This is a genomic window from Rhodococcus sp. NPDC059969 (assembly GCF_042738325.1).
In the GTDB taxonomy this organism is placed as follows: Bacteria; Actinomycetota; Actinomycetes; order Mycobacteriales; family Mycobacteriaceae; genus Rhodococcus_F.
Genome location: NZ_JBHWUF010000021.1, coordinates 1 through 15,576, shown reverse-complemented (window position 1 = coordinate 15,576; position 15,576 = coordinate 1). Strand labels below are relative to the sequence as shown.

15 protein-coding genes are annotated in these 15,576 nt (G+C 63.5%); 10 read left to right on the top strand and 5 right to left on the bottom strand.

The genetic code is table 11. From position 1 onward, the window contains the following. Positions 1-43: 43 nt before the first annotated feature. A complete protein-coding gene (locus tag ACFWAD_RS29555) occupies positions 44-829 on the bottom strand; it encodes a hypothetical protein (RefSeq protein ID WP_378537815.1) in 786 nt (261 codons plus the stop codon). A 66-nt stretch (positions 830-895) separates the two neighbouring features. Between ACFWAD_RS29555 and ACFWAD_RS29550 the strand changes: the two genes are divergently transcribed. The 3 genes from ACFWAD_RS29550 to ACFWAD_RS29540 are packed head-to-tail and all read left to right on the top strand — an operon-like array spanning position 896 to position 3,856. After that, on the top strand, positions 896-1,846 hold the full coding sequence (locus ACFWAD_RS29550; protein ID WP_003941975.1) for a Ppx/GppA phosphatase family protein: 951 nt from the start codon (positions 896-898) through the stop codon (positions 1,844-1,846). Beyond that, positions 1,846-2,964, top strand: coding sequence for a hypothetical protein (locus tag ACFWAD_RS29545; RefSeq protein WP_378550315.1), 1,119 nt, complete (start codon positions 1,846-1,848; stop codon positions 2,962-2,964). The genes ACFWAD_RS29550 and ACFWAD_RS29545 overlap by 1 nt, the downstream gene beginning before the upstream one ends. 7 nt (positions 2,965-2,971) lie before the next feature. After that, on the top strand, positions 2,972-3,856 hold the full coding sequence (locus ACFWAD_RS29540) for a sugar phosphate isomerase/epimerase family protein (RefSeq protein WP_378447122.1): 885 nt from the start codon (positions 2,972-2,974) through the stop codon (positions 3,854-3,856). Here the strand turns inward: ACFWAD_RS29540 and ACFWAD_RS29535 are convergent. The 4 genes from ACFWAD_RS29535 to ACFWAD_RS29520 all read right to left on the bottom strand — a co-directional run bounded on the left by ACFWAD_RS29535 (position 3,836) and on the right by ACFWAD_RS29520 (position 9,851). Beyond that, on the bottom strand, positions 3,836-5,269 hold the full coding sequence (locus tag ACFWAD_RS29535) for an HAD-IB family hydrolase (RefSeq protein WP_378447123.1): 1,434 nt from the start codon (positions 5,267-5,269) through the stop codon (positions 3,836-3,838). The genes ACFWAD_RS29540 and ACFWAD_RS29535 overlap by 21 nt on opposite strands. Further along, positions 5,266-7,602: a glycerol-3-phosphate 1-O-acyltransferase gene (locus ACFWAD_RS29530; RefSeq protein WP_378447124.1), complete on the bottom strand. Its 2,337-nt coding sequence runs from the start codon at positions 7,600-7,602 to the stop codon at positions 5,266-5,268. The genes ACFWAD_RS29535 and ACFWAD_RS29530 overlap by 4 nt, the downstream gene beginning before the upstream one ends. Positions 7,603-7,605: 3 nt before the next feature. After that, positions 7,606-9,072: a wax ester/triacylglycerol synthase domain-containing protein gene (locus tag ACFWAD_RS29525; RefSeq protein WP_378550312.1), complete on the bottom strand. Its 1,467-nt coding sequence runs from the start codon at positions 9,070-9,072 to the stop codon at positions 7,606-7,608. A gap of 155 nt (positions 9,073-9,227) precedes the next feature. After that, positions 9,228-9,851, bottom strand: a complete 624-nt coding sequence (locus ACFWAD_RS29520; RefSeq protein WP_378550309.1) for a TetR/AcrR family transcriptional regulator — start codon at positions 9,849-9,851, stop codon at positions 9,228-9,230. A 150-nt stretch (positions 9,852-10,001) separates the two neighbouring features. Here ACFWAD_RS29520 and ACFWAD_RS29515 point away from each other — a divergent pair, with 150 nt between their 5' ends. The 7 genes from ACFWAD_RS29515 (at position 10,002) to ACFWAD_RS29485 (ending at position 15,446) form a co-directional block, all read left to right on the top strand. After that, positions 10,002-10,640 carry a MerR family transcriptional regulator gene (locus tag ACFWAD_RS29515; RefSeq protein ID WP_378550306.1) on the top strand — a complete coding sequence of 213 codons (639 nt, stop codon included), beginning with the start codon at positions 10,002-10,004 and terminating at the stop codon, positions 10,638-10,640. Further along, complete coding sequence (locus ACFWAD_RS29510; RefSeq protein WP_378550303.1) at positions 10,637-11,482, top strand: thioesterase family protein; 846 nt, start codon at positions 10,637-10,639, stop codon at positions 11,480-11,482. Before ACFWAD_RS29515 ends, ACFWAD_RS29510 begins: the two co-directional genes overlap by 4 nt. Positions 11,483-11,516: 34 nt before the next feature. Next, positions 11,517-12,332, top strand: a complete 816-nt coding sequence (gene proC, locus ACFWAD_RS29505; protein ID WP_378550300.1) for a pyrroline-5-carboxylate reductase — start codon at positions 11,517-11,519, stop codon at positions 12,330-12,332. A 126-nt stretch (positions 12,333-12,458) separates the two neighbouring features. Further along, positions 12,459-12,695 (top strand): helix-turn-helix domain-containing protein, encoded by a 237-nt coding sequence (locus ACFWAD_RS29500; RefSeq protein ID WP_003941845.1) that lies wholly within the window; start codon positions 12,459-12,461, stop codon positions 12,693-12,695. Between the two features lie 244 nt (positions 12,696-12,939). After that, positions 12,940-13,041 (top strand): 30S ribosomal protein bS22, encoded by a 102-nt coding sequence (locus tag ACFWAD_RS29495; protein WP_003402602.1) that lies wholly within the window; start codon positions 12,940-12,942, stop codon positions 13,039-13,041. A gap of 237 nt (positions 13,042-13,278) precedes the next feature. Next, a complete protein-coding gene (locus ACFWAD_RS29490; protein WP_378447128.1) occupies positions 13,279-14,412 on the top strand; it encodes an NAD-dependent epimerase/dehydratase family protein in 1,134 nt (377 codons plus the stop codon). Beyond that, on the top strand, positions 14,409-15,446 hold the full coding sequence (locus tag ACFWAD_RS29485; protein WP_378537537.1) for a lysophospholipid acyltransferase family protein: 1,038 nt from the start codon (positions 14,409-14,411) through the stop codon (positions 15,444-15,446). Before ACFWAD_RS29490 ends, ACFWAD_RS29485 begins: the two co-directional genes overlap by 4 nt. Positions 15,447-15,576 lie beyond the last annotated feature (130 nt).

Here is a 15,576-nt window from a genome sequence, read left to right as displayed (position 1 = left end):
ACACAATCGTGTGAGCGGCCGAAATCTTTTGGTTTACGTGGAGTCAGCCCTGAGCTTTGTTCTGAGCGATCGTGGTCGCCGGGTGGACCGCTATGAGGCCGAGGCCGGCGCGACGCCTGCAGAGGCGAGCCAGCTCGTCGTACGCGCGCTTTCCGAGAAGCTCCGTCAGTTCCGGCCCGTAGGACTGCCAGACTTGCCGCTCCCCGACGTGAGCGTCGGGGGAGCCGGAGCAGTACCAGGCGAGGTCGTCGCCGCCCTCACCCCAGCCGCGGCGGTCGTACTCGGTGATCGTGGTCTTGAGGATCTGCACGCCGTCCGGCCGGTCGACCCAGTCCTGAGTGCGGCGGATGGGCAGCTGCCAGCACACGTCGGGCTTGACCTCGAGTGGCTCGATGCCCTTCTTGAGCGCCATGGAATGTAGTGCGCAGCCCTCGCCGCCGGCAAAACCCGGCCGGTTGAGGAAGATGCAGGCTCCTTTGTAGCGGCGGGTGCGCAGCGCGGGCTCGTCCTCGAGGTCGTCTTCTTCGACGTAGCCCTTCTTGCCGAGACCCTTTTCCATGTACTGCCAGTCTTCGGCTGTGAGCATTTTCACTGACGCATCGAGCTTGTCCTGATCTTCCTGATCGGAGAGGAAAGCGCCGTGCGAGCAGCAGCCGTCGTCCGGGCGGTCGCCGATGATGCCCTGACATGCCGGCGTGCCGAACACGCAGGTCCAATGCGAGAGCAACCACGTCATATCAGCGGAAATGAGGTGCTCGGAGTTCTCCGGATCGACAAATTCGACCCATTCGCGCGGGAAATCGAGATCGACCTCGGGGCTCGGAGTCATCTTGTGGGACCGGTCTGGGTTACCTGCTGTCACAAGGGCCGACGGTAGACCCAGTAACGTGGCGATGTGCGACTAGGGGTACTCGACGTCGGAAGCAATACCGTCCATCTATTGGTTGTGGACGCCCATCGGGGCGGCCACCCAACACCCATGAGCTCGACCAAGTCCACGTTGAGGCTGGCGGAGAACACCGACGACCGCGGCGATATCACCACGTCAGGAGCCGATCGGTTGGTCTCGACGGTCTCCGAATTCGCCGGTATCGCCAAGACGTCCGGATGCGAGGAAATGATGGCTTTTGCCACTTCCGCCGTCCGTGACGCCAACAATTCCGAAGCCGTGCTCGCCCGCGTTCGCGCGGAGACCGGAGTCAATCTCGAGGTTCTCTCCGGGGTCGACGAAGCCCGCTTGACCTTTCTGGCAGTGCGCCGCTGGTACGGCTGGAGCGCCGGACGCATCCTGAACCTGGACATCGGCGGCGGCTCCCTCGAACTCACCGCAGGTGGAGACGAGGATCCGGACGTCGCCTTCTCGCTGCAACTCGGTGCGGGACGGTTGACGCGCGACTGGCTACAGGCCGATCCGCCGGGCAAGCGCCGGGTCGCCGTCCTGCGCGACTGGCTGGACGCGGAGCTGGTCGGACCAGCCAAGGAACTGCGCGCCGCCGGCGACTGGGACCGCACGGTCGGGACGTCGAAGACCTTCCGATCGCTGGCTCGGCTCACCGGCGCGGCCCCTTCTGCCGCAGGCCCCCGGGCCAAACGGACCCTGACTTCCAGCGGACTCAGGCAACTCATAGCCTTCATATCCAGGATGACGGCAGCGGACCGTGCAGAATTGGAAGGAGTGAGCTCGGATCGGTCACAGCAGATTGTGGCCGGCGCGCTCATCGCAGAGGCAACCATGCGGGCGCTCGGAGTGGACGAACTGGAAATTTGTCCCTGGGCACTGCGTGAGGGTCTGATTCTGCGAAAGCTCGACACAGAAATGGGCGGTGAATTGGTGGTGAGTGCTTGATGACCGAGGACAGTCAGCAGATTTCCGTAGCGGAACTGCTCAAGCGGAACGGTCAGAGCGTCGAATCCCGAGGTGGACGACGCCGGCGCGGCGTAGCCGGTGGCATCTCCGTCGCCGAACTGACTGGTGAGATCCCGATCGTTCGCCAGTCGGGATCGCGCGCGGCAGCCGAGCCCGAGTCGGCCGAACCAGCAGCGTCCGAACCAGCAGCGTCCGAGCCGGCAACCGCAGCGCCTGAAACTGCTGCACCGGCCGAGGCTGTTGCGGAAACAGCGAAGCCCACCGCGCCGGCACCGAAGGTTCCCGCCGACCGCACTGCCGCCTTCGCCGTCTCGTTCGACGACGACGATGACGACGACGAGCCGCAGGCACCCAAGGCCGAGTCGAAGCCGGTTGCCACGCCGCCGACCACCACTCCGAAGCCGACTTCCACACCTTCGCCGGGACAGACCTCGAAGTCCTCGCCAGGACAGTGGGTGAGCCGGGCACCGCTCAACTCCTCGTCGCCGACGCAGGTAACGCAGGAACCGGCACTGCTGTCGGGTCAGACCCTGGCAGGTGACCTGATGCGTCAGGAACGTGCCGCAACCCAGTCACCGTCGTTGCGTCCGCCGATCCTGCCGCCGCGTGTCCCCACTCCCGTCGCCAAGACACCTGCTCCGGCCGCTCCGGACGACAGCACCGAACTGATCGACAGGATCGCAGACGCGGATTCCAGCGAGGCCGAATCGACCGCAGTGGTCGATCTGGTCAAGGCGCCGGCAGTTACTGACAGTGCAAAAAAGTCCACTGCCGTCGCTGAGCCCGAGACTGATGTCGAAGCCGAACCGGCCGCGGAAGAGGCCGGCGAACGTAACTCGATCCGTGAATGGGCAGTGCTTGCCGGTCAGGTCGTCGTCGCACTGATCGTCGGCGGCGCGATGTTCAAGGGCTTCGAGAAGCTGTGGGACATGCTGCCGTGGGTGGCGTTGGTGCTCGCGCTGATCGTGATCGTCGGCCTGGTGGCCGTCGTGCGGGTTCTGCGCAAGACGGACGACATCACGAGTTTTGTGATCGCGGTGGTCGTCGGCATGATCGTGACGCTCGGTCCATTGGCGTTCTTGTTGACTTCGGGTTGATCGGACGATGATCGGGGGATCGCAGCGCAGAATTCGTCGGCCGATAGCCGTCGGTTTGTCGACGGCTTCGGTGTATCCGGAGAACACGGAAGCAGCATTTCGTTACGCCGCCGATCTCGGATACGACGGTGTCGAACTGATGGTGTGGGCCGAATCCGTCAGCCAGGACGTCGGTGCTGTTGCTGCCCTCGTTCGCAAATATGCGATCCCGGTGCAGGCTGTGCATGCGCCGTGTCTGCTGATTTCGCAGCGCGTATGGGGTTCCGATCCGGTCGAGAAACTCGAGCGTTCGGTTCGCACCGCCGAAACCTTGGGTGCGACGACGGTGGTCGTCCACCCACCGTTCCGGTGGCAGCGCAAGTACGCCGAAGGCTTCGCCGAACAGGTTGTCGACCTCGAATCGAAGAGCAGCGTCGTCGTGGCGGTGGAGAACATGTTCCCCATGCGCGCGGACAGCTTCTTCGGCGGCAAGGACAAGTCTGCGGAGCGTCTACGCAAACGTGGCGGTCCGGGCGCGGCGCTGTCGGCATTCAGCCCGTCGTACGACCCGACCGATTCCGATCACGCTCACTACACACTCGACCTGTCGCACACCGCGACGGCGGGCATGGATGCCTTGGAGTTGGCCTCCCGTATGGGTAGGGGACTCGAGCATCTGCACCTGGCCGACGGTCGCGGGGCGTCGATGGACGAGCACTTGATCCCCGGGCATGGTTCACAGCCGTGCGCGGAGTTGTGTCAGCAGTTGGCCGCGAGCGAATTCAGCGGCCAGGCCGTCATCGAGATCAACACTCAGAACGCGCGCACCAGGCGGGAGCGGTCGTCGATGCTGGCGCAGGCGCTCGCGTTTGCACGCGAGCACCTGGCACGTTCAGCGGTGGCCGGCAAGTAGCGCAGCTTCGAACTGCGCGCGTACCTTCTCGACGTGCGCGTCGAGGTCCTTGGTCTCCCAGCCTTCGGTCGAAATGGGATCGAGCACCGAGACGTAGACCGGGCCCGGATGGGCGACAAGCGAATTGCGCCACATCCTTTCGCCCGCGTTGTGAATCACCACGGGGACGATCGGCACACCGGCCTGGATCGCCAAGTGGAATCCACCTTTCTTGAACGGGCCCAGGCGTGGCGTCGGAGAACGGGTGCCCTCCGGAGCGATGACTATCGAGACGCCGTTCTTCAGCTTGTCGACCGCCGGTTGCAATGCGGCCTTCGCTTTGGTGGTGTCGGTGCGGTCGATGTAGGCGACGTCGAGCAGGGCGCCGACGGGCATGAACCGCGGATCGCTTGCCGCTTCCTTCTTCGCGACACCGGTCACGTCACGCTTGATCACGGTGCCGAGGACCAACATGTCCAGGGAACTCTGATGATTGAACATGAATACCGCCGGGCGGTGGTCCCACACGTTGTGCTCGCCGTCGATCTCGACGTCGATGCCGAGCAGCGAGAGTGAGATGTCGGGACCGTAGGTACCAACGAGGTTCGCGCCCAGTTGACGGTTGCCGGTGACGATGCCCGCCGACGCGCCGAGGGCGGCGGTTGCCGCAAGCGCGCCCATGGCCGTTGCCGTTCGGATCGTGGAGATCGGCGTTGCGCCTCGTTGCGGTTTACGCAGGTTGACCGAGGGCCAGTGATTGCGCAACGCGATCTTGGCCAGACCACGATCGGGATTCAGTGCGACAGGTCGCCCGACGGCCTCGAGCATGAACACATCTTCGACGCCGTTGGAGTACGCAAACGCGTTCTTCAGATCGGCGCCCATCTTCTCGGCATATCCCGCAAGGGCATTGGCTTTGGCCGGACCCCACAAAGCGGGTGAGGACAGTTCGCCGGTCAGCATTCCGTCGACAACTTCGGGTTCGGTGCACAGCACGTCTTCGATGTCGAGATCTTCGGCGACGTATTTGGCCTGGAACGGAGTTGCCGACGTGGCCATCACGATGGTGTGGCCGGCGCGCCGGTGCGCTGCCAGAAGCCCGCGTGCTTCCGGGTAGATCATCGCGGCGATCTCCTGCTTGAACAACCGTCGGCCCCAGTCGTTCAGTTCCTCGACGGTCCGGCCGCCCAGGGCGCGAACGCCGATGTCCATCAGTGCTCCGACATCAGCGCCGCGGAACTGCGTGTCGATCGCGGCACCGGTGGTGCGCAACAATTCGCCGACGCTGATGTCCAAGCGTCGCAGGCGGTCTCGGTACACGACACTGGCCGAGTACCCGCTGATCAAGGTGCCGTCGAGGTCGAAGGCGGCGATCGTTCCGGGCCCGGGCGGGGCGGCTTCGATGGCGGAGTGCAGACGCTCGAGTCCGGTCACAGTCCTACTTCCTCGTTCGCGGCGGGCGCTCGGTTTGCTTCTGGAATGGTCACTACTGCAGCGGCGTCCGGTACCGGCATCGCCACCTGATCGAGTCGCGCATGCGCGAGTGCGCGAAGGTGACGCAGGCGCTCGACCTGAACCTTGATCTCGGCAGCGAATGCCAGGCGCCGGGCCCGGACTCCGTCGTCGTCGACTTCGATCAAGTTACGGTTGCGCGCCAAATTCAGTGCGGTGGCGAACAATTCGCCGGAGACGGATTCGTTGCTGGCGATCTGCTGCCGCAGTCGACGCTGATGTGCGACGTCGATACAGTTGCTGATGAACGACTTCTCGTCGAACGACGTCGAAATCGGCGCGAGCACAAGCTGATCGGCGACAACCTGGTACGCCTCGAGGAACGGTTGGAGCACGCGGTGCGCGAGGTACGGGCGAACCGTCTCGATCATGTGCTCGGTTCGTTTGTCGTCGGCCATGACGGTTTCCCACTCGGGGTCGATCAACGTCAGCTCGGTCCGCATCTCCTGCTCGAACGTGTCCCGGTCGCTGAAGAAGAACTCGAATTTCAACAAATCTCGGATGCGCTTGGCCTCTGCCCACCCGTCCCCGATGGGATCCTCGAACCGCTCTTCGACGGCTGCCTGGAGTACCAGTTCGGTGATGGCACGCACGACGAGAAAGTGAATAGTGTTGTTGCGGTAGAAGGCAGCGACAAGATGCTGGTCCTTGCCGAGGTAGAAGACCTGCTCGCCGCCGCGATCGAAGCGCTCGAGCACACCGGAATCGACGTGTGTCTGCAACGCCTTCTCGATGACACGCGGATCGGACAGTTCGACGTCACCGGCGATCGGAAGGTTGCGCGCGGTGATGTACCCGAACAGCGGCGTGAGGATCGCCGTGAGTTCGCGAACGGTCAACGCCCGGTCTTCGATTCCGAGGAACGCCAACATCGCCAGCGACGACACGGTCACCGGCGTGACCTCGTTGATTCGGTGACACACCTCGATTCCGGCCTTTTGAATGGCGAGGCGCTGGTCGGTTTCCTGGCTGAGTGCATCCGCGAGTGAGAGCGGCCTGCCGATGGTCACGTGCGCGACGCCGTTGCGCTTGCCCTGTGCACGTACGTAACCCACCATCCAGCGTAGGCCTTCCGGTGTCTTCTCGGCGCCGAGCGCCTCGGCAGCCATGGCCCCGACTTCGTAGAGTTGGTCGTAGCTCAGCGCGACCGGGACGAGGTACACGTCGGATGCGCCGCTGACCTGAAAAGCCTTGGTCAGGTAGGTCAGAAGACCGAAGCGCGGCGGGCGCAGTTTCCCGGTGCGCCCGCGTCCACCCTCGATGTACCACTCCAGATTGAAGCGCTTGGTCAGCAGGTAGCGCATGTACTCGTGCATCGACCACTTGTAGACCTCGTCGTTGCCGATGCTTCGACGAATGAAGACGGTGCCGCTGCGCTTGAGGATCGAGCCCATGGGCCAGAAGCTGATGTTGAGTCCGCCCATGACGTGATTGAGCGGCAAGCCGTTCGCGATCAACGCCGGACGCAGGACGAGGGGATCGAGATACGAACGGTGACTGGGGAGGAAGACCAGTGAGTGTTCCTTGTTCAGCTCACGGAGTTCCTCGAAGCGGCTCGTGTCCACGTCCAGCTTGTAGGCGCGAGCGAAGTAGCGGCCCAGGCGATCCCACACCGCGATGGCTTGGCGACTCTGGGTGGCAACCATTTCTTCGAGAGCTTCACGCGCACGGCGATCGACGTCGGCGACGGCGATGTTCAACCGGTCGGCCAAAGCCATGACCTCGGTGGCGAACCGGCGAGTGTCGGTGATCTCGTCGACGACGAACCGTGACACCTTGTACTGGCCACCCAGTAGGCCCAATTCGGCGCGTTCGAGTGCCAGAGCGGCCTGCCGTCGGATGAACTCCGGTAGCGAACCGCCACCGCTCTTTTCGAGGCGACGCTCGAGATCGCTCAGTGGCGCGGGTTCACCTTCGATGACCTGGCACCGTGAGGGGTCGGTGCGCAGGGTTCTGCGTTGTGCACCGCGTCCGGGGTGGAGGGGGTCGCGTGGTGCCAGCGCATCGCGCACCCGCACCGCGACGTTGTGTTTGGTATGGGTGTCCGGGATCCACACCACGCGAAGCGGCGCGAGCATCGGGTCGTCGGTCCGCGCCGCCAGTTCGGCCAGGGTCTTGTCGGTGATGTTGACGGTGACCGGCCGTGTTTCGGATGCGGTTGCCTTGTCGGCAAGCCACTTTCGCAGCACGCCGGCTTCGGCCTCTGTCATGGTTTCGGTGAGGTACACGCGCGGGTTGGTCGTGTTTTCACTCATGACTCACGCACCTTCCGTTGGAACTCCGAGAGCCACGATCTCGTCCAGGCTCTCCTGCAGGCACTGCATCAGCAAGGCGGGTTTTGTGATCGCAGCGGTGTCGAGATTGATTCCGATGCAGCAGACTCCGACATGGGAGACCAGCGTTGCCATTGCCGCGCAACCGGGCGCCGGCCCGAACGGGAACATACGCTCGATCTTCGCTCCGGCGAGATACACCGGCACCGGTACGCCGGCGACGTTGCTCGCTTGCAGGTCCAGTCCAGTCGACTGGGACAGATACCAGTTCGCGAGCAGATAATTCGGCAGGCGGGCGAGGATCGGGGCAGCGACGTCGAGAGCGTCCAACGCCGGTTCCTCACGCAGACCCAGGACGATTTCTCGTACCTGCCTGATGCGTTTGGCCGGATCGGTCTCGGCGACCGGGCCGTTGAAGCGGACTGCTGCAAAACGGTTGCCGCCGTTGGCATCCGCGCCGGTACGCATACTGATCGGCATACCCATCGGAATGCTGTCGACGGATTGCCCGAACGATTCGTGGTAGCGACGGAACCCGCCGAGCAGGGCAGCAACGTACGCGTCGTTGAGTGAACCGCCGGCAGCTTTCGCCCCTGCCTTGAGTTCGGGGACACCCACCTCGAGAGTTCCGAACCATCGTCCGAGACCACGATCGTGGAGCAGTGGGGAACCGGAACGAGCCGGGGGAGTGACGATCTTGCGGAGTGAATTGGCGTAACCGAGGACCTCGGAAGCCGTCGTGATCGGACTCGAGATCGCCGTGGTCGCAACATTGGTGGCGCCGCGGACCAGTTTGGCGATCCGCGAGGGCGTCCGCCGGATCTCGCTGACGACCTCCTCGCCGAAGGCGCCTACCGAAGACAGGTGCTCAGGGGCGGGCGGCGTGCGGTCGGGTTTGTTCGGGGTGGGATCCGGGCGCCTGCTGTGCAGGAGCGTCATCATCTGGATGCCTCCCATGCCGTCGGTGATGGAGTGGTGAGTCTTGACCACGAACACGGCGCGACCGTCGTCGAGACCTTCGATGAGCAGTGCGCTCCACGGCGGCCGAGCCTTGTCGAAGGGTTCGGTGGCCAGGTGGCGACACATGCGCAGCGCGTGATCGAAATCCGCGGGTGCAGGCAAGCGAACCCGTCGTAGGTGATAGCCGATGTCGAACTCCGGATCGACGGACCACACCGGATTGCCCAACTGCATCGCCGGTTCCACCGCTCGCATACGAATACGCGGAACCACGTGCGATGCCCACTCGACTGCGTCGAGCAGACGGTCCCAGTCCGGGGCGCGATCGAGAACTTCTACCGCAACGATCGGTGAGCGCAGTTGCGGCTGCGCCTCTTCCATCCGCCACATTCCAGTCTCGAAGTCGGACATCGTGCGGTTCGCCCCCCAGGCGACCGCGGAAAGGTCGACGTCGACCGCGCTAGGAGGAACAAATGGATTGCTGTTGGCCATACGTCAAGAACTCCCTCGGTCTGCGGATCCACCCCGCGCATCTCTGCTTCTAAGTGTGGACCCGCGACCGTGGGCGCGTCCCGGTTTCGGTGTCAGCCGGGAGGTGTGACGTTCGTCAGTTAAGGGCTAATCGGACATGCCGGGAAGTTCAGTGCTCAAGAAGTGACGCCGACGGCTTTCAGGGCTATCTCGCGGTAGAGAACACTGACTTCGCGCGGAGTCTGCGGTCCGTCGAGTCGATACCAGAGGACGACGGACTGACACATTCCCAGTAGTGCACGGCCCGTTCCGGTGATGTCGGGGACCGTGAACTCACCGCTCTCGACGCCTGCCGTCAGTACGTCGACGAGTAGGTTCTCGAGCTTCTTTCGCTTGGCCGCGTAGCTCTTTCGTTCCGCGTCCTCGAGGTATCGGAGTTCGGAATCGAGGAAAGCTATGTCGGAGCGACTGGTCATGTGCAGGACGCAGGCCTCGATGAGATTGCCGAACTGTGTCGTCGGTGACGGGCCGGCAGCGTCGACGGCAGCGCTCGCTCGCGCGGTGACGTTCTCGATGCCCGGTTCCATCAGCGCGACGAGGATGCCCTGTTTGTTGCCGTGGTGGTAATACAGCGTCGGCACGGTGACACCGGCACGTTTTGCGATGTCACGAACCGATGCTCCGTGGTAACCGAGTTCGTGGAACACCTCGAGTGCGGCGGTGAGCAGGGGAGTCAGCGTCAGTGGTTCCACGATGCGCCACTGTTCGTCGGGCTGAGCCTCCGACTGCAAATCCGTCATTCCGCCTGTTCGCTCCGTTCGGAAATTTCTGGTGGTGTGCGCAAAGAAGGTTCAACCCTAGCGCAAGGCGTGTCCTCCTTACCGATGCTCGGCGATCATTGGATAGCATCACTATCCAGTAATGGGTCGAGCGAGTTGGACGGAGGAGCGGTGAAGGTTTCCGAACTGGCCGCACAGTCCGGCGTTGCACTGGCCACGATCAAGTACTACCTCCGTGAAGGTCTGCTGATGCCTGGTGAGCCGACCAGCGCAACGGGAGCGAGGTACGGCGAACAGCACGTCCGGCGACTCGCGTTGATCAGGGCCCTGGCCGGGGCGGGACTCGCGATTCCACGGATTCGCGCGGTGCTCGAACTGGTGGACAGTGACGAGCGATCCGAATTCGAGACTTTCGGCCGCGCAATCGCGCAACTACCTCCGTACGTCGAACATGAACCGGATCCAGAGTTCCCCAGAGCTCGCAAGGTTCTGGAGTTTCTCGGTCAGGTCTTCGAGCCGAGGTACGTGGCGGTCGCGCACCTCGAGCGTGCACTGATCGGCCTCGAGGATGCCGGACTGAGCCTCTCGGACGAGCGATTGCGCGCCTACGGCGAGCACATCCGAGGGATCGCCGAAGTGGAAATCGAGCTGATGCCCACCAGTTCGACCGAGGACGGCATTCGCTATGCGGTTCTCGGAACCGCCATGTACGAACCTGTCCTGACAGCTTTGCGACGCTTGGCGCACCAAGACTTGGCCGCACGACATTTCCCGCAACACCGAGAACGCACTGAACAGGAAAATCGATGAGCACCAGCCCCTTTCAAGATCTCAATCGCCTCACCTCGCTCGGCGACGGGCGATACACCGCAACGATCGATTCGATCTGGACCATCGGGCCGAAAGTGCACGGCGGCTCCATGATGGCTGTGTGTGCCGCTGCCGCGCGTCAATGTCTGCGAGACGGCGCAGGTGAGAACGACTCGCTTCTGAACATGCAGCCACTGGCCGTGAGCGCCAACTACCTCTCCGCCCCCGATCCGGGTGAAGTCGAACTGGAGGTGATCGTCCGCAAGCAGGGACGGCAGGTCGCGTTGTTCGACGTCGAATTGAGTCAGGCCGGTCGCAGCGCTGTTCGCGCGGCGGTCACGCTCGGATTTCCGGACAACGGCGACCCCACTTTCGTGACGGCCTCGTCGATCGACGACATGTCACCGGAACCGCCGGAGAGTGCGGTGGCCGTCATCGGTGATCATCCGATGGCTCAGGTCGTGCACGTCGGGCAGGGTTGCGACATGCGAATCGACACCACCTCGGCGCACTTCCTGACGGGGAGCCAAGGCGAGGCCGAGGTCAGGATGTGGGTCCGCCCCCGGCCCGAGGACGAGAACGATCTCGACACCGCTGTGCTGTTCGCCATCATGGCAGGTGACATCAGCGCGCCGGTGACGATGAACCGCGGCTTGTTCGGGTGGGCGCCGACAGTGCAGTTGACGACGTACCTGCGCCGATTGCCGACACCGGGATGGCTTCGTGTGCGAGCAAGTTCGGATGTTCTGGGCAGCACGTGGTTCGAAGAGGACCACGCAGTCCTCGATTCGGCGGGAGCGGTTGTCGTGCAGAGCCGTCAGCTGGCGATGATGCCCCGCTAGGGTCGATCGCTGCGGTCGTGGCAGGCTGTTCGCCATGACAAGAATTGCGATTATCGGTGGCGGCAAGATCGGCGAGGCGCTGATCTCCGGGCTGTTGCAGGCCGGCCACGCCATCAAGGATCTGGTTGTCGCCGAGCAGTATCAGCCTCGCGCAGACGAATTGATTGCCGAATACTCCATCCGCGTCAGCACGGTCGCCGATGCTGCGGAGGGTGCAGACGTCATCGTCATCGCGGTCAAGCCCAACGACGTCGAATCAGCGCTCACCGCGTTGACGAAGGTCGATCTGGACGGTGACCTCGAGCAGTTGATCGTTTCTCTCGCGGCGGGAATCCCCACCGGGTTCTTCGAAACGCGTCTGCCGGCAGGGTTCCCGGTCGTCCGCGTCATGCCGAACACCCCGATGTTGGTGGGGGAGGGCGTGAGCGTTCTGTCACCCGGACGCCACGTCAAGGCCGAGCATCTCGAGCTTGTACGCGGCATCCTCGGCAGCGTCGGCAAGGTAGTCACAGTTCCCGAATCGCAGATCGACGCGGTCACGGCTGTCTCGGGTTCCGGGCCGGCCTACTTCTTCTTGGTTGCCGAAGCGATGATCGACGCGGGAGTCGGTCTCGGCCTGACGCGCCCGGTCGCTACCGAATTGGTGGTGCAGACGATGGTCGGTTCGGCAGCGATGCTCGATCGCACCGGCGACAGCGCAACGGATCTTCGCGCCGCGGTGACGTCACCGGGCGGAACGACGGCTGCGGCACTGCGTCAGCTCGAAGCGGGCGGCCTGCGGACGGCGTTCTTCGATGCCTTGGATGCCGCCAAGTCGCGCTCGGCCGCGATGGGTGCAGCTGCGGAATAGTCGTCCGTTTAGCCACACCCGTCGCTTTAACCCCACCAGTACAGCTAAGCTCGACTTAGTACGTACGTGTCTGTTCCGCCGGAGGGGAAGCCGGCGGCGCGAGTCGTGCTGGAGGTATGTGGATTAATGGTGTCTGCAAACAAGCCGTCCATGGGTTCGTCCCACGACGGAAAGCCGGCAGTGGCCGGCACGCAATTCCTCACTGTTGCTGAGGTAGCAACTTTGATGAGGGTGTCGAAAATGACTGTGTACCGGTTGGTACACAGTGGCGAATTGCCCGCTGTACGAGTGGGCCGTTCGTTCCGTGTACATGCGAAGGCAGTGCACGATTACCTCGAAACCTCGTACTTCGATGCCGGCTGACCAGCCGGTTCGAAGAGGATGACCTCGGCGTGAGCCGAGTCGCGGGCACAGCGGTTGCTGTGCCGGAGGCTCGGTTTATGCCGAGTGAGTCCACACCGGTACGATGAGTCACTGTCGTACCAGCAAGCTGGTGTCGTAAGGCGCTGAGCTAGTTAAAACGAGGGCCAGGCGCCAATTGCTTGGCGCAGGCGTACGTGACCGGCGTGCGCAGGAACGCTAGAGAAGAACGTGAGGGACACCCGCTATGGGTTCAGTGATCAAGAAGCGTCGCAAGCGCATGTCGAAGAAGAAGCACCGCAAGCTGCTTCGTCGTACCCGAGTACAGCGCAGGAAACTCGGTAAATAAGCAATACCTGTTGATGCCCGCCGCCCCTTCCGGGGTGGCGGGCATCGACGTATTTCAGGGGAGGGGCGACGTATCTCCGGGGAGAGGTGTGTCGGCCGTCTCATTGTCTGGGCGGTTTGTCTTGAATGACCGAAATCTGGGTAGTCAGCGCGGGACCCCCTCTGCCCGTAAAGTGGGGGAAAATCGCGGGAGGGACGCTTCGGCAGAGCGCGTTTCTACTGGATATGGGGGTACTTGGTGGTTGAAGGTGACAACACTTCAGGGGGCACGGCGCCTCGCGTCGTACTGGTGACCGGGGCGAGCAGATTCCTCGGCGGCTACCTGGTTACCAGGCTTGCGCAGAATCCGTCGATCGAGCGTGTCATCGCCGTCGACGCGGTCAGTCCGAGCAAGGACATGATGCGCAGAATGGGCCGCGCGGAATTCGTGCGAGCAGACATCCGCAATCCGCTGATCGGCAAAGTGATCCGAAACGCCGAGGTCGACACCGTCGTGCATGCGTCGACCCTTCAGAAAGCCCCCAAAGCCGGCAGCCGCGCCGCGATGAAGGACATGAACGTCATCGGCGCCATGCAACTGTTCGCGGTCTGCCAGAAAGCTCCGACGGTTCGCAAGGTGGTTCTGCGCTCGGCCTCGGTCGTCTACGGGTGCAGTGCCAAGGACCCCGCTCAGTTCACCGAAGAAATGAGTGCGCGCCGCCGGCCGCCGGGCGGATATGCCCGCGACAGTCTCGAGATCGAGGGATACCTCCGCGGGATGGGGCGTCGGCGTCCCGACATCTCGGTCGGGATTCTGCGGTTGGCGCCGCTGATCGGACCTCAACTGACGGCAACTGTCGGGCATTACGTCACCGCCCCGCTCGTGCCGACCATCGTCGGGCGGAACGCGCGTCTGCAATTGCTCCACGTCGAGGATGCCCTCGCAGCGTTGGAGAAGGCGACCATCGGACACGCCTCGGGTACGTACAACATCGCCGGCGACGGAGTGGTGATGATGTCCCAGGCGATCCGCCGGGCAGGAAGGGTCGAAGTTCCGATGCCGCTCGCGCTGTTCCGCAGTGTCGGGAGCGCGTTGGTGGGATCGTCCATGAGGCTGTACACCGACGAGCAACTCGAGTACTTCCGGTTCGGCTGCGGACTCGACACCACTCGCATGCGCAGCGAATTGGGGTTCGAGCCGCGATGGACCACCATGCAGGCACTCGACGATTTCATGCGTGCGATGCAGACCCGCCGGATCATCAAGTCCGAGTGGATCGATCGGGCCGAGAATGCGTTGACCACGATCCTCGGCGGTGACGCCGCCGCGGCGAGCGCAAGTGCAGACGTGATGCATATGCCGTTGTCGCGGCAAAGTGCGGTGAAGGGGTGACTGACGTGGCGAAGGTAATTCCCCTGAGACCCAGCGCAACTCACACCGGAAAGTCGGCAACCTCGCGCTCGCGTGAGTCCGTCACGGGCACGGAGCGTGACATCCGTGAACAAAGTGAGCGTCGGCATCCGTCCGGAGCGTCCTCGGCGGCCGACCACGGCGGTGAGAGTACATTCGTCGATGCGGCCAGGTCCGCGATCGTCGACCAGATCGGCTCGGCGGCAGAATTTTTCCGACGTCGGGTGTCCGGTGACTACGAGGTCGACGAGTTCGGATTCGATCCGCATTTCGCGGACAACGTCGTCATGCCGATGTTGCGGCCGTTGTTCGAGAAGTGGTTCCGCGTCGAGGTCAGTGGGATCGAGAACATTCCCCTCACCGGGGGAGCACTGGTGGTTGCCAATCACGCCGGCGTGATTCCGCTCGACGGTCTGATGACGTCGGTCGCAGTGCACGATCATCATCCGGCGCATCGCCCGCTGCGAATGTTGGCTGCGGACATGGCTTTCGAGATGCCGGTGGTGGGCGGTCTGGCGCGCAAGGCCGGTCACACGTTGGCGTGCAACCCCGACGCCGAGCGTCTGCTCAACGACGGTGAAGTCGCGGCGGTGTTCCCGGAGGGATTCAAGGGGATCGGGAAGCCGTTCAGTGAGCGGTACAAGTTGCAGCGGTTCGGGCGCGGTGGCTTCGTGTCGGCCGCAATGCGTACCGGTGTTCCGATCATTCCGTGCTCGATCGTGGGTTCGGAGGAGATCTATCCGAAAATCGGTGATCTGACCACACTCGCGCGTGTTCTCGGGTTGCCGTATTTTCCGGTGACACCACTGTTCCCGCACTTTGGACCGCTCGGCCTGGTTCCGTTGCCGTCGAAGTGGTACATCGAGTTCGGAAAGCCCATCGTCACCGACACTTTCGAGAGCGGTGCCGCCGACGATCCGATGGTCCTGTTCGAGGTCACGGACCACGTTCGAGAGACGATTCAGCAGACGCTGTATCGGCTGTTGGCCAAGCGTCGCAACGTCTTTCTCGGCTGAGTTCGGTGCGGGTGGCCCCGCGATACGGACCGAACCCCCCCAGGCGGTGTTTTTTTTTGGGCGGGGAAGAAATTGCGCCGGCGCCCCCCCCCACCCAACCAGCCCCCCCGCCGGCGGGACGCCCAGGATT

Coding starts and splice junctions, on each gene's coding strand:
- ACFWAD_RS29540 (WP_378447122.1), top strand. CDS start 2,972: ATGATCGGGGGATCGCAGCGCAGAATTCGTCGGCCGATAGCCGTCGGT.
- ACFWAD_RS29495 (WP_003402602.1), top strand. CDS start 12,940: ATGGGTTCAGTGATCAAGAAGCGTCGCAAGCGCATGTCGAAGAAGAAG.
- proC (WP_378550300.1), top strand. CDS start 11,517: ATGACAAGAATTGCGATTATCGGTGGCGGCAAGATCGGCGAGGCGCTG.
- ACFWAD_RS29510 (WP_378550303.1), top strand. CDS start 10,637: ATGAGCACCAGCCCCTTTCAAGATCTCAATCGCCTCACCTCGCTCGGC.
- ACFWAD_RS29520 (WP_378550309.1), bottom strand. CDS start 9,851: ATGACGGATTTGCAGTCGGAGGCTCAGCCCGACGAACAGTGGCGCATC.
- ACFWAD_RS29500 (WP_003941845.1), top strand. CDS start 12,459: ATGGTGTCTGCAAACAAGCCGTCCATGGGTTCGTCCCACGACGGAAAG.
- ACFWAD_RS29545 (WP_378550315.1), top strand. CDS start 1,846: ATGACCGAGGACAGTCAGCAGATTTCCGTAGCGGAACTGCTCAAGCGG.
- ACFWAD_RS29525 (WP_378550312.1), bottom strand. CDS start 9,072: ATGGCCAACAGCAATCCATTTGTTCCTCCTAGCGCGGTCGACGTCGAC.
- ACFWAD_RS29530 (WP_378447124.1), bottom strand. CDS start 7,602: ATGAGTGAAAACACGACCAACCCGCGCGTGTACCTCACCGAAACCATG.
- ACFWAD_RS29555 (WP_378537815.1), bottom strand. CDS start 829: ATGACTCCGAGCCCCGAGGTCGATCTCGATTTCCCGCGCGAATGGGTC.